12 protein-coding genes and 1 pseudogene are annotated in these 12,961 nt (G+C 70.3%); 7 read left to right on the forward strand and 6 right to left on the reverse strand.

Going from position 1 to position 12,961, the window contains the following annotated elements:
• Positions 1-3: 3 nt before the first annotated feature.
• Both ABZ915_RS18040 and ABZ915_RS18045 read right to left on the reverse strand, forming a co-directional pair.
• The gene (locus ABZ915_RS18040) at positions 4-1,830 is read right to left on the reverse strand and encodes an AMP-binding protein (RefSeq protein WP_361803308.1); all 1,827 of its coding nucleotides are present in this window, start codon (positions 1,828-1,830) and stop codon (positions 4-6) included.
• Between the two features lie 361 nt (positions 1,831-2,191).
• Positions 2,192-3,061 (reverse strand): LysR substrate-binding domain-containing protein, encoded by an 870-nt coding sequence (locus tag ABZ915_RS18045; protein WP_361803311.1) that lies wholly within the window; start codon positions 3,059-3,061, stop codon positions 2,192-2,194.
• Between the two features lie 171 nt (positions 3,062-3,232).
• Between ABZ915_RS18045 and ABZ915_RS18050 the strand changes: the two genes are divergently transcribed.
• Positions 3,233-4,246, forward strand: coding sequence for a bile acid:sodium symporter family protein (locus ABZ915_RS18050; RefSeq protein ID WP_361803313.1), 1,014 nt, complete (start codon positions 3,233-3,235; stop codon positions 4,244-4,246).
• A 32-nt stretch (positions 4,247-4,278) separates the two neighbouring features.
• Here the strand turns inward: ABZ915_RS18050 and ABZ915_RS18055 are convergent, their stop codons facing one another.
• A complete protein-coding gene (locus tag ABZ915_RS18055; protein ID WP_361803316.1) occupies positions 4,279-6,174 on the reverse strand; it encodes an exo-alpha-sialidase in 1,896 nt (631 codons plus the stop codon).
• Between the two features lie 153 nt (positions 6,175-6,327).
• Entirely contained in the window at positions 6,328-7,245 is a 918-nt protein-coding gene (locus ABZ915_RS18060; protein ID WP_361803319.1) for a zinc-binding dehydrogenase, read from the reverse strand.
• A gap of 125 nt (positions 7,246-7,370) precedes the next feature.
• Between ABZ915_RS18060 and ABZ915_RS18065 the strand changes: the two genes are divergently transcribed.
• Both ABZ915_RS18065 and ABZ915_RS18070 read left to right on the forward strand, forming a co-directional pair.
• Positions 7,371-7,811 carry a MarR family transcriptional regulator gene (locus ABZ915_RS18065; protein WP_361803321.1) on the forward strand — a complete coding sequence of 147 codons (441 nt, stop codon included), beginning with the start codon at positions 7,371-7,373 and terminating at the stop codon, positions 7,809-7,811.
• A 16-nt stretch (positions 7,812-7,827) separates the two neighbouring features.
• Positions 7,828-8,352 (forward strand): isochorismatase family protein, encoded by a 525-nt coding sequence (locus ABZ915_RS18070; protein WP_361803324.1) that lies wholly within the window; start codon positions 7,828-7,830, stop codon positions 8,350-8,352.
• A 44-nt stretch (positions 8,353-8,396) separates the two neighbouring features.
• Here the strand turns inward: ABZ915_RS18070 and fdhD are convergent, their stop codons facing one another.
• Both fdhD and ABZ915_RS18080 read right to left on the reverse strand, forming a co-directional pair.
• Positions 8,397-9,245, reverse strand: a complete 849-nt coding sequence (gene fdhD / locus ABZ915_RS18075) for a formate dehydrogenase accessory sulfurtransferase FdhD (RefSeq protein WP_361803327.1) — start codon at positions 9,243-9,245, stop codon at positions 8,397-8,399.
• Between the two features lie 7 nt (positions 9,246-9,252).
• Positions 9,253-9,387: pseudogene (locus ABZ915_RS18080) on the reverse strand (Fe-S-binding domain-containing protein); the annotation flags it as partial.
• A gap of 224 nt (positions 9,388-9,611) precedes the next feature.
• Here ABZ915_RS18080 and ABZ915_RS18085 point away from each other — a divergent pair.
• The 4 genes from ABZ915_RS18085 (at position 9,612) to ABZ915_RS18100 (ending at position 12,955) form a co-directional block, all read left to right on the forward strand.
• A complete protein-coding gene (locus tag ABZ915_RS18085) occupies positions 9,612-10,940 on the forward strand; it encodes an OFA family MFS transporter (protein ID WP_361803330.1) in 1,329 nt (442 codons plus the stop codon).
• Positions 10,915-11,043, forward strand: coding sequence for a hypothetical protein (locus ABZ915_RS18090; protein ID WP_361448894.1), 129 nt, complete (start codon positions 10,915-10,917; stop codon positions 11,041-11,043). Before ABZ915_RS18085 ends, ABZ915_RS18090 begins: the two co-directional genes overlap by 26 nt.
• Before the next feature lie 137 nt (positions 11,044-11,180).
• The gene (locus ABZ915_RS18095; protein ID WP_361803333.1) at positions 11,181-12,128 is read left to right on the forward strand and encodes a beta-ketoacyl-ACP synthase III; all 948 of its coding nucleotides are present in this window, start codon (positions 11,181-11,183) and stop codon (positions 12,126-12,128) included.
• Between the two features lie 143 nt (positions 12,129-12,271).
• Positions 12,272-12,955 carry a GntR family transcriptional regulator gene (locus ABZ915_RS18100; protein ID WP_361803336.1) on the forward strand — a complete coding sequence of 228 codons (684 nt, stop codon included), beginning with the start codon at positions 12,272-12,274 and terminating at the stop codon, positions 12,953-12,955.
• The last annotated feature ends 6 nt before the right edge of the window (positions 12,956-12,961 follow it).

The raw sequence follows: 12,961 nt of genomic DNA on the forward strand, positions 1-12,961 counted from the left end.
TCGTCAGGCCCGGTAGAGCGCGTCCACCTCATTGGCGTAGGCGTTCTCGATCGCCTTCCGTTTGAGCTTCAGCGAAGGCGTCAACAGCCCGTGCTCCTCGGTGAAGGGCTGGGCGAGAATTCGGAACGTACGGATCGACTCGGCCTGCGAGACGAGGGTGTTGGCGGCGACCACCGCTCGCCGCACCTCCGTCTCCAGGTCGGCGTCCCGTACCAGTTCGGCGGGCGACATCATCGGTTTGACCCGCATCTGCAACCAGTGCTCGACGGCCTCCTGGTCGAGGGTGACGAGGGCCGCGACATACGGCCGGTCGTTGCCCACCACGATGCACTGGTTGACCAGCGGATGGTCGCGGACGCGCTCCTCCAGCACACCGGGCGACACACTCTTGCCGCCGGAGGTCACCAGGATCTCCTTCTTGCGGCCGGTGATGGTGAGATAGCCGTCCTCGTCGAGGCTGCCCAGGTCGCCGGTGGCGAGCCAGCCGTCGTGCAGGGTCGCGTCGGTGGCCTTCTGGTTGTTGAGGTAGCCCTGGAAGATGTTGGCGCCGTTCAGCCAGACCTCGCCGTCATCGGCGATGTGCACCGTGACGCCGGGGATGGCCTGACCGACCGTGCCGTAGCGGGTGCGCTCGGGCGGGTTGGCGGTGGCGGCGGCGGTCGACTCCGTCAGGCCGTACCCCTCGTAGATCTGCACACCCGCGCCCGCGAAGAACAGCCCGAGCCTGCGGTCCATCGCCGAACCGCCGGACATCGCATTCCGTATGCGACCGCCCATCGCCGCGCGCACCTTTGTATACACGAGCTTGTCGAACAGCTGGTGCTGCATGCGCAGACCCGCCGAGGGGCCGGGTCCGATGCCCCAGGCCTTCGCCTCGACCGCGTCCGCGTACTTCACCGCGATCTCGACGGCCTTCTCGAACGGGCCGGCCTTGCCCTCCTTCTCCGCCTTGCGGCGGGCGGAATTGAAGACCTTCTCGAAGATGTACGGCACCGCGAGGATGAACGTCGGCTTGAACGCCTGGAGGTCGGGCAGCAGCGCGGCGGCGTTGAGCTGGGGCTGGTGGCCGAACCGGACCTTGCCGCGGATCGCGGCCACCTCGACCATCCGCCCGAAGACGTGCGCGAGCGGCAGGAACAGCAGTGTCGCCGCCTCGTCGCCCTTCTTGGAGTGGAACACCGGCTCCCAGCGGCCGATGACGGTGTCCGACTCGAACATGAAGTTGCCGTGCGAGATGACGCAGCCCTTGGGCCGGCCGGTGGTGCCGGAGGTGTAGATGATGGTGGCGATCGAATCAGGGGTGACCGCCTGCCGGTGCCGGTGCACCGTCTCGTCGTCGAGATGGGCTCCCGCGTCGTACAGCTCCTGAAGCGCGCCCGCGTCCAGCTGCCACAGCTGGCGCAGGTGCGGCAGCCGGTCGATGACGGTGGCGATGGTCATCGCGTGGTCCTCGTGCTCCACCACCGCCGCGGACACCTCGGCGTCGTACAGCATCCAGAAACACTGCTCGGCCGAGGAGGTGGGGTAGACGGGCACCACCTGGGCGCCGATCGTCCACAGTGCGAAGTCGAAGAGGGTCCACTCGTAGCGGGTCCGGGAGACGATCGCGACCCGGTCGCCGAAGCGGACGCCACGGGCCAGGAGACCCTTGGCCAGGGCGAGGACCTCGTCACGGAACTCGGCGGCGGTCACGTCGTGCCACCGGCCGAGTTCGTCCTTGCGGCCGAGCGCGACGTGCAGTGGGTCCGCGAGGGCATGCTCGAAGACGACGTCGGCCAGACCCCCTACCGGTGGCGCCGACGCCGACGGAGGGTTGGTGTACTCGCGCAAACCCGCTCCCCGCTTCTCGTGACGCTCGCCCCAGCGCCGTGAAAGCTACCCCACCCGCACACCCGGCGGGAGGGGGGAAGAAATCGAGCAAAGCTCACGTTCGCGCAGGCCGGTGACCGGAAAATGCCCGCACATGGGGAAGGGTCGGACAGAATCCTTACGGTTCAGTAAGTTTCGGCGCCGTAATCTCCACCGAATCTGTACGCCGCGATTACGGCGTCCGCAGCACCCGGACGCCCCATCCGGACCGAATATTTTGCGCCACTCGCGGTACCGGGCTGACAGGCGGGATGCGACGGGTGATCCCACGGTGTTCTGTATACAGAGATTGTGTTTTGTATGCAGATGGTGTCTGCAATGGTCAGCCGCCCCGCCGGTGCAGCCGCTCCCCACCCGCCAGGATCGCCGCCGCGAGCGCGTCCGCCGCATCCCGCGCCGAGGCGCGGACACGCCCGTGCACCAGGACGAAGTCCACCCTTCCGAGCTCCGGGAGTCCCGCCCGCTCCGGCACCCGGAACAGGCCGGGCGGGACCAGGCCCCGGGAATGCGCCATCACACCGAGGCCGGCCCGCGCCGCCGCGATGAGCCCGTTGAGGCTGCCGCTGGTGCACACGATCCGCCACGGCCGGCCCTGCCGTTCCAAGGCCTCCAGCGCCAGCGCCCGGGTGATCCCGGGCGGCGGATACACGATCAGCGGCACCGGCCGGTCGGGATCCAGGCGGAGCCGTTCGGCGCCGACCCAGACCAGGTCGTCGTGCCAGACCAGCGCGCCGCGCGGATCCTGAGGGCGGCGCTTGGCCAGCACGAGGTCCAGTTGTCCGTTGGCCAGCTGTTCGTGCAGGGTGCCCGACAGCTCCACCGTCAGCTCGAGATCGACCTCGGGGTGGTCGTACCGGAAGCCCTCGAGGATCTCCGGCAGCCGGGTGAGGACGAAGTCCTCCGACGCGCCGAACCGCAGCCGGCCGCGCACCCGGGTGCCGGTGAAGAACGCCGCCGCCTGCTCGTGCGCCGCGAGGATCCGGCGGGCGAAGCCGAGCATGGCCTCGCCGCCCTCGGTCAGTTCCACGGAATGCGTGTCCCGCAGGAACAGCTGGCGCCCGACGGCGTCCTCGAGCCGGCGCACGTGCTGGCTGACGGTGGACTGGCGCAGCCCGAGCCGCCGGGCGGCCCGCGTGAAGCTGAGCGTCTGGGCCACCGCGAGGAAGGTGCGCAGCTGCGCGGGGTCGTACACGAGCCGAGGGTATATCGCGGAACGTGATGACAGTCAGAGTGGTGTGCGGGATTCCCGATCGATCCGCCGAGGAGGACCATGGAGGAGGGTTCTCCGGCTCCGGGGCACCTCTCAAGCGCGGCGCACGAACGTAGATGGAGCACTGTGAAACGCCTGCCTCGGCCTAGTCGGATGCCGATCGACCCGTACATTCTGCTGCTGCTCGGCACGGTGGGTCTCGCCGCGCTGCTGCCGGCGCGGGGCACGGCCGCGGATGTCGCCTCCGGCGCTTCCACGGCCGCGATCGCCTTCCTCTTCTTCCTCTACGGCGCCCGGCTGTCCACGCGTGAGGCAGTGGACGGACTGAAGCACTGGCGGCTCCACGTCACCGTCCTGGCCTGCACCTTCGTCGTCTTCCCGCTGCTCGGCCTGGCAGCGCGGGGGCTGGTGCCGGTGCTGTTGACCCAGCCGCTCTACCAGGGCCTGCTGTTCCTCACGCTCGTTCCGTCGACGATCCAGTCGTCGATCGCGTTCACCTCGATCGCCCGTGGAAACGTGCCCGCGGCGATCTGCGCGGGTTCCTTCTCCTCGCTGGTCGGGATCGTGCTCACCCCGCTGCTGGCAGCCGGTCTGCTCGGCAGTGCGGGCGGCGGGTTCTCCGCCGACTCGCTGGTGAAGATCGTGTTGCAGCTGCTCGTGCCGTTCCTCGCCGGGCAGGTGCTGAAGCCCTGGGTGGGGGGCTTCATCGGCCGGCACAAGAAGGTCCTCGGGCTGGTCGACCGCGGCTCCATTCTGCTGGTCGTCTACACCGCGTTCAGCGAGGGCATGGTGCGGGGGATATGGCACCAGGTGAGCGCGCTCCGGCTGGCCGGGCTGCTGGCCGTCGAGGCCGTACTGCTCGCCGTGATGCTCGCCCTTACCTGGTACGGCGCCCGCGCGCTGCGCTTCGGCCGTGAGGACCGGATCGCCATCCAGTTCGCCGGGTCGAAGAAGTCCCTCGCCTCCGGGCTGCCGATGGCGAGCGTGCTGTTCGGCGCGCACGCCTCGCTGGCGGTCCTGCCCCTGATGCTCTTCCATCAGATGCAGCTCATGGTGTGCGCGGTCATCGCCCGGCGCCGGGCGCACGATCCGGAGACGCCCGCGACGCCGACGGCGCCGGCCGCGGCGTCACGGACCGCCGCCGGCACCGGGCCCGGTTCCCGCTGACACTTGCCGGGACCGTCGGCCTCCGCGATTGTTCAGCTCGTTCCGTGGCCTTTGCCGATGTGGTTCAGGGGCAGCCACAGCACGGTGTCCTCGGTGGGCTCCTGCTCCGGGGAACCGGCCAGTTCGTCGTCGCTGAGCGCACGGTCCCAGACATGGACGTCGTCGATGGCGCCGGTGAAGAAGGCCCGGCTGTCCATGCGCTGGCCGACGTGCACGCCGAACGGGGAGTTGCGGCTGACCGAACCCGGTACATCGGCGACGGATGATTGCATACCGTCTACGAAGATCGTCAACCGGCCGCCGCCGCGGCGCAGCGCCAGATGGTGCCACCGGCCGTCGTTGTGCGCGCCAGTGGTGCTCACGGTCGCCGTGCGCACCGCGGTCGCGCCGTCCCGTACGGTGATCAGCCCGCGCACGCGGTCGCTGTCCGGCTCGCCGCGCAGCCAGACCTGGGGCTGGGTGGTCCCGATGCCGCCCATCCACAGCAGCGGCTGCTCGCCGGTCGTGGCGGTGTAGCGGAACCACAGCGACGCGGTGAAGTCCTTGGTGCCCAGTGGCAGCCGGGCCCGGTACGGCAGTCGTACGGCGTCGTCGACGCCGTCGAACTCCAGCGCACCGCCCGACACGCCGTCCGTCTCCTCCGCGCCACCCAGAACGGCCGCGCGCGGGGCGTGCGGGGCGAGGTCGGCGGTGGTCGGGTCGGGGCCGCGGCGCGGGGTGAGCCAGTCCTCGGTGAAGCGGGCGAACCGGATCTCGTCGCGGGCGTCGACCGCACCGCCCTCGTACATCAGGCCCACCGTGTCGTGGTCGACACGCACCAGGTCGGAGTAGCCGGACCAGTCCGTGGTGACGACCGTGCCGCGGTCCACGCTGTCCCAGGTGCGTCCGCCGTCGTAGGAGGAGCGGATCATCATCGTCCGGCGGCGATCCGGGTCGCCGGGGCAGGCCAGCAGGATGCGGTCGCCGAGGCGCAGCGTCGAGCCCTGCACCTGGGGGGCGTAGAGGTCCGGGAGGTCACGGAACGGGGCGGTGAAGCTGTCGCCGCCGTCGCGGCTGACCGTCTGGGTGCGGTGGCCGAGGTCGGTGCCGTCCTGTTCACGGCCGCTGACGAGGACGGAGCCGTCGGCGCGCTCGGTGAGGGTCAGTTCGGACGGCTTCTGCCGGAAGGTGCCGTCGGCGGCGATCGGCCAGGTGTCGGTGGCTCCGGCCCTCCAGTGTTCACCGTCGTCGTCGCTGACGATCAGCGCCGCGTGGTTGGCGGTGACCCTGCCGTTCCAGGTCTCGGTGTTGACGCCGAACACCAGTCGCCCGGCGTGCCGGCCCCGGGTGAGCTGGATGCCGTGCACCGGTCCGGTCGCGTACCAGGAGTTCCAGTCGGGAGGCAGGATCTCCGGGCTCAGGTCGCGCGGCTCGGACCAGGTCAGGCCGTCGTCGTCGCTGTACTGGAGGTGCGGTGTGCGGTCGCAGGGGACCTGGCAACTCCCGCTGTCCGTACGGCCGGTGTTGTAGGTCTCCGCCAGCAGGATGCGGCCCGTCGCACGGTCCACGATCGGTGCCGGGTTGCCGTGCGTGTCACCGGCCCCCTCGGTGACGACCCGTAACGGGCTCCAGGTACGGCCGCCGTCGGCGGAGCGCTTCACCACGATGTCGATGTCAGCCGCGTCCCCGCAGTTGAGGACCCGCCCCTCGGCGAACGCCAGCAGCGTGCCCTTCGTCGTTCGCACGATCGCGGGGATGCGGAAGCAGGCGTAACCGGGGTCCTGCGAGGCCTTGAAGAGGACCTGCTGTTCGAAGTCGGCCGAACCGGCTGGGGAGGCGGCCGGCCCGGCCTGCGCCGGATGCGGCAGCAGGAACGGAAGGAGCACCGCGGCCGCCGTGAGAACGGCGGCCAGGATGCGTCTCTGGCGTGCGCGAAAACCTGACGGCATGGTGCGACCTGCCCTTCATCCATCCGGATCCGGACAACCGGATCTCTGGACATCGGGACATCCCACGTTCCACGTGCGCTCCCATGAAGGTAGTCGGCGCCTCGGGCGCCTCACAAGAAGCGTGCGGCCACTTCCCAGGATCGGCGGGACGGGTCAGGGGCGCAGCACCACCTTGCCGAGGTTCCTCCGCGACTCGATCACCTCGTGGGCGCGGGCCGCGTCCTCCAGCGCGAATTCCCCGTGCACGGCGGGCCGCAGCGCGCCCTCGGTGAACAGCCGCCACAGCTCGAGCCGCCACCGCTCGTACAGCTCCGGCCGGCCTCGGGCGATCCGGGCCATCTGGAACCCGATCACCGACTTGGCGCCCACCAGGAGGTCGTACGCCTGGATCGTCCCGCCGCCCGAGCTGTACGCCACCAGCCGGCCGTCCGGGGCGAGTGCGGCGATCGCGGTCGTGAGCAGGTCGCCGCCGACCGCATCCAGTATGCAGTCGACGGGATCTCCCCAGTTGTCGTCCGTGTACAAGATGACGTCGTCGGCACCGAGGGAGCGGACGAAGTCCGCCTTGGCCGGATCGGACACGGCGCCCACCACCCGGGCGGCGCCGCGCAGGCGCGCCAGCTGGACGGCGAGGTGGCCGACGCCGCTCGCCGCCGCCGTGACCAGAACCGCCTCGCCGCGCTCCGGCCGCGCCGCTTCCAGGGCGCCGAGTGCGACCAGTCCACTGCGGACCAGCGCCACCGCCTCGACGGCGGAGGCGGCCTCGGGTACGGGGGAGGCCATCGCCTCGTGCAGGATCGCGAAGTCGGCGTACCCGTGCCCGAAACACAGTCCCGTCACGCGCTGCCCGGCCTCGAACCGGGTGACCCCGTCGCCGAGGGCCACGACCTCCCCGGCGATCTCGCCGCCCAGCGGGACCGGTTCGGCGGCCTCGGTGACCTTGCGTACGACCGGGAGGGTGAGGCCGACGGCCTCGGTGCGCACGAGCAGCTCGCCCGGGCCGGGCTCGGGCGCCGGGGTGTCCTCCAGAAACAGTGGGCCGCCGGGGGACTCGTACCGGACGCGACGCATCGAACCTCCTGAAGTGGCGGACGGAGCAAGGGGGCGCTGTTGGAACGCACCCACAGATCGTTGGGAGTCCCAACGTTAGGCGATGTTCGTTGGGAAGTCCAACGGTTTGCCGGTAGGCTGTCCTCATGGCCGAAGCCCCCCTCTCCGCGATCCGTTCCCTCCCCAGCTGGATCCTTGGCCGGGCGGCCGCCCGCGGCCGGGCCCTGGTCGCCGAGGCGCTGGCGGCGGACGACATGAAGATGTGGCACCACGTCGTACTCTCCGCCGTCCGCGACCTCGCCCCCGTCGCCCAGGCCGACCTCGGCCGCAGCATCGGACTCGACCCCAAGGACCTGGTGGGCGTCCTCAACGACCTACAGGCCGCGAGCCTCGTCGCCCGCGCGCCCGACCCCCGCGACCGCCGCAAGAACGCGGTCTCCCTCACCGACGAGGGTGTCCGGCTGCTCACCCGCTGCGAGAAGTCGGCCCGAGAGGCGAACGACGCGCTGCTCGCCCCGCTGTCGGCGGCCGAACGCGACCAGTTCATGGCCCTGCTGATCCGGATTTCCGGTACGGACGGCGTATGACGGCTAACGTTCCGTCATGACCGCACCTCTCGCTCTTGATCCGGCGCGCACCGCCCTCGTCCTCGTCGACCTGATGGACCGCATCGTCGCGCTGCCCCTGGAGCCCCGCAAGGGGACCGAAGTCCTCGTCGTCGCCGAGCAGTTGGCGTCCGTGTTCCGGTCGGCCGGCGCGCCCGTCGCGCTCGTCCGCGTCGAGCGGCCCGGCGTCGCCGAGCAGCCGCCCGGCAGCGGACTGGTGGCAGGCCTTCCACGGGACGGCGACCTGGAGATCGTGAAGCGTACGATCGGCGCCTTCCAGGGCACGGACCTCGATGCCCTGTTGCGGGAGCGCGGAGTCACCACGCTCGTGGTCGGTGGCATCGCCACCAACCTCGGTGTCGAATCCACTGCCCGCGCCGCCGCCGACCTCGGCTACGACCTCGTCTTCGTCGAGAACGCCATGGCCGCCTTCACCGCCGCCGAGCACGAGGCCTCGGTCACGCTGGACTTTCCCCGGCTCGGGACGGTGGTGCGCGCGGAGGAGGTGCGGCTGGGATCCTGACCGGCCGGCGGCGGGCGTGCCCGCCTCCGTGTCGCGGGAGCCGGTCAGCCCTGGGCGGACGCGGCCCGCAGAGCGATGCGGTCCTCGCCCGCGTACACGTTCATGGAACTGCCGCGCAGGAAGCCCACCAGGGTCAGCCCGGTCTCGGCGGCCAGGTCCACGGCCAGCGAGGACGGCGCCGAGACCGCCGCCAGCACCGGAATGCCCGCCATCACGGCCTTCTGCGCCAGCTCGAACGAGGCTCGGCCGGAAACCAGCAGGATGGTGCGGGACAGCGGCAGGTCCCCGTTCTGCAACGCACGGCCGACCAGCTTGTCGACCGCGTTGTGCCGGCCGACGTCCTCACGGACGTCCAGCAGCTCCCCGTCCTCGTCGAACAGCGCCGCCGCGTGCAGGCCCCCGGTCCGGTCGAAGACCCGCTGGGCCGCCCGCAGCCGGTCGGGGAGGGCGGTGAGCAGTTCGGGCGCGACACGTATCGGGGGCGTGTCGGCGATGGGCCATCGGGCCGTCGTGCGGACGGCGTCCAGGCTGGCCTTGCCGCACAGCCCGCACGAGGAGCTGGTGTAGACGTTCCGCTCCAGCGTGAAATCGGGGAGCGCGAGGCCGGGCGCGGTCTTCACGTCCACCACGTTGTAGGTGTTGGAGCCGTCGACCGTCGCCCCCGCACAGTAGACGATGTTCAGCAGATCGGATGCGTTCGCCAGGACACCCTCGCTCACCAGGAACCCCGCGGCCAGTGCGAAGTCGTCGCCCGGCGTGCGCATGGTGATCGCGAGCGGCTTGCCGTTGAGCCTGATCTCCAGGGGTTCCTCGGCGACGAGCGTGTCCGGACGGATGGAGACCGCCCCGCCGCGGATGCGGATGACCTTGCGTCGTTCCGTGACTCGTCCCATGTCCTGATCAGCCCCGGTTCTGTACGTGCTGGTAGCCGAAACGGCCCTTGATGCAGAGGTTGCGGTGGGTCACCGGGTTGTCGTGCGGGGAGGTGACCCTCGCGGTCTCATTGTCCTGCACGTGCGGCGTGAGGTTGCAGCCCGCTCTGCGGTAGCGCGCGCCTCGATGCAGTTGCCGCAGCACACGCCATGGAAACAGGATTGAATACTGTAGACGAACATTGTCTACAGTATGGAAATGTAGGCGACGGCAAGTGGCGACAGGGATCGCGTGCCGACCGTTCACCGCATTCTGCATACCGTTCATCGCATACGGCTGATCCGTTCGGTTCTCAACTTCCCAGCCGCCCCCTACCGTTCGGCTTCATGAGCAGCCCCCCTGTCGCACCCCCGGGCTGGAGCCGCTGGCTCGTTCCGCCCGCCGCTCTCTCCGTCCACCTCTCCATCGGCCAGGCTTATGCCTGGAGCGTCTTCAAGCCGCCCCTCGAAGCCGCGCTCCATCTCGACGGCACCGAGAGCGCCCTGCCCTTCCAACTGGCCATCGTGATGCTCGGCCTGTCGGCCGCGTTCGGCGGCACGCTCGTCGAACGCAACGGCCCGCGCTGGGCGATGACCGTGGCCCTCGTCTGCTTCTCCTCGGGCTTCCTGCTCTCCGCGCTCGGCGCGCAGACGGAGCAGTACTGGCTCATCGTCCTCGGCTACGGCTTCGTGGGCGGGATCGGTCTCGGCATCGGCTACATCTCACCCGTCTCCACCCTGATCAAGTGGTTCCCGGACCGGCCCGGCATGGCCACCGGCATCGCCATCATGGGCTTCGGCGGCGGCGCGCTGATCGCCTCGCCGTGGTCGGCGCAGATGCTCGACTCGTTCGGCTCGGACCACTCCGGGATCGCGCTCGCGTTCCTCGTGCACGGTCTTTCGTATGCCGTCTTCATGTCGCTGGGTGTCCTCCTCGTCCGGGTCCCGCGCGCCGACCGGCACGAGGACCGCGGCGTGAGCTCCCTGGAGGGCGTTCAGGTGTCGGCCCGCAGTGCGGTGCGCACCCCTCAGTTCTGGTGCCTGTGGGTCGTGCTCTGCACCAACGTCACCGCCGGCATCGGCATCCTGGAGAAGGCCGCGCCGATGATCACGGACTTCTTCGCCGACAGCTCCACGCCCGTGTCGGCCTCCGCGGCCGCCGGATTCGTCGCCCTGCTGTCGGCGGCCAACATGGCGGGCCGGATCGGCTGGTCGTCGGCCTCCGACCTGATCGGACGCAAGAACATCTACCGGGTCTACCTCGGCGTCGGGGCGCTGACGTACCTGTTCCTCGCCCTGGCCGGCGACTCGGCCAAGCCGGTGTTCGTCCTGTGCGCACTGGTGATCCTCTCCTTCTACGGCGGCGGCTTCGCGACGATCCCCGCCTATCTGAAGGACCTGTTCGGCACCTACCAGGTCGGTGCGATCCACGGACGGCTGCTCACCGCCTGGTCGACCGCGGGCGTGCTCGGACCGCTGATCGTGAACTGGATCGCCGACCGGCAGGAAGCGGCCGGCAAGCACGGATCCGCCCTGTACGGGCTGTCGTTCGCGATCATGATCGGGCTGCTGGTCATCGGGTTCGTCGCCAACGAGTTCGTACGCCCCGTCCACGCCCGTCACCACGTCCCCGCAGCGAGGGAGGCCGCCGATGTCCAGCGACACCAGTCCGCCTAGCCGACGGGGACTGATCGCGTTCGCCTGGCTGTGGGTGGCCGCGCCGCTCGGGTACGGGCTCTACGAACTCGTGCAGAAGGCGACCCAGCTGTTCACCGGGTGATTGCCCGGGCGTCCGCGGGTCTGACGGAAGCCGACAACACCGGCGCCCGATTCCTGTGGCTTCACCTGCCGTCGTACCCGTGAGTCACTGCCCAGACTGGTGGATCCCGCAGCTTACGCCGAACGAGGGGACCCCAGTTGAACGGCTCGCGCATCATCGCCGTCGGCCACCACCAGCCCGCCAGGGTGCTCACCAACGAGGACCTGGCGGGCATGGTCGACACCAGTGACGAGTGGATCCGCAGCCGGGTGGGCATCCGCACCCGGCACCTCGCGGGCCCCGACGAGCCGGTCGACGAACTCGCCGCGCAGGCGGCCGCCAAGGCCCTCGCCGCGGCGGGCCTGACCCCCGCCGACATCGATCTGGTCCTCGTCGCCACCTCCACGGCGATCGACCGCTCCCCGAACAACGCGGCCCGGGTCGCGGCCCGGCTCGGCATTCCGGAGCCCGCCGCGATAGACGTCAACGTGGTGTGCGCCGGATTCACCCATGCCCTGGCCACCGCCGATCACACGGTCCGCGCCGGTGCCGCGACCCGCGCCCTGGTCATCGGTGCCGACAAGATGTCCGCGGTGGCCGACTGGACCGACCGCAGCACCTGTGTCCTCGTCGGGGACGGGGCGGGGGCCGTCGTCGTCGAGGCGTCCGGCGCGGGGGAGGAGCCCGGGATCGGGCCTGTGCTGTGGGGTTCGGTGCCGGAGATGGGCCACGCGGTGCGGATCGAGGGCACGCCGCCGCGCTTCGCGCAGGAGGGGCAGAGCGTCTACCGCTGGGCCACGACCCGGCTGCCGGCCCTCGCCCGCAAGGCCTGCGAGCGAGCCGGGACCGCCCCCGAGGACCTCGCCGGAGTCGTCCTGCACCAGGCGAACCTGCGCATCGTCGAACCCCTGGCCGAGAAGATCGGTGCTGTCAACGCGGTGGTCGCGCGCGATGTCACCGAATCGGGCAACACCTCCGCCGCCAGCATTCCACTGGCCCTGTCCAAGCTCGTCGAGCGGGGCGCGCTCTCCAGCGGTGACCCCGTCCTGCTGTTCGGCTTCGGCGGCAATCTGTCCTATGCCGGACAGGTCGTACGGTGCCCTTGAGATCACCAGTCACGCGCCCGGTTCCCGGTCTACGGTCGATTGCGCACCGTAGACTGTAGACGAAAGACAATCGATACTGGGCGTCCACTGCATACGCGCACACCGTCCACGGCGGACGGTGTGCCGAGAAGGGGGGACCCGCGATGTTGTCGACCGGACTGCCGCAGGGAGCAGTGCCCAAACTCGAACGGCCCGGCCCACTGCGCGACCGTGTCTACGAGGCGCTGCTCGAACTCATCACCACCCGCGCGCTCCAGCCCGGTCAGCACCTCGTCGAGAGCGAACTCGCCGGGCACCTCGGGGTGTCCCGGCAACCGGTGCGCGAGGCGTTGCAGCGGCTGAACACCGACGGCTGGGTCGATCTGCGGCCCGCCCAGGGCGCGTTCGTGCACGAGCCGACGGAGGAGGAGGCCGACCAGCTCCTGACCGTCCGGACGCTCATGGAGGCCGAGGCGGCCCGGCTCGCCGCCGTGCACGCGGACGACGACGGCATCGACGCCCTGGAGGAACTGCTCATCCGGGGACTGTCGACCGTCGCCAACCACCCTGACGACATCGCCACCGCCGTGGCCCTGAACACCGCTTTCCACGCCAAGATCATGGATCTGTCGGGCAACGCGGTCCTCGCCGAACTGGGCCGGCAGGTCGAGCGCCGGGTGCGCTGGTTCTACACGCCGGTGGCCCGGTCCCGTGGCAAGCAGTCCTGGGAGGAGCACCAGCAGCTGGTCGCCGCCATCACCGGCCACGACGAGGAACGCGCCGCCCAGTTGATGCGCGAGCACACCGAGCACACCCGGCGGTCGTACCACGCGCGTGACAACTCCTGACGGAGG

Source organism: Streptomyces sp. NPDC046915 (assembly GCF_040644935.1).
Classification (GTDB): Bacteria; Actinomycetota; Actinomycetes; order Streptomycetales; family Streptomycetaceae; genus Streptomyces.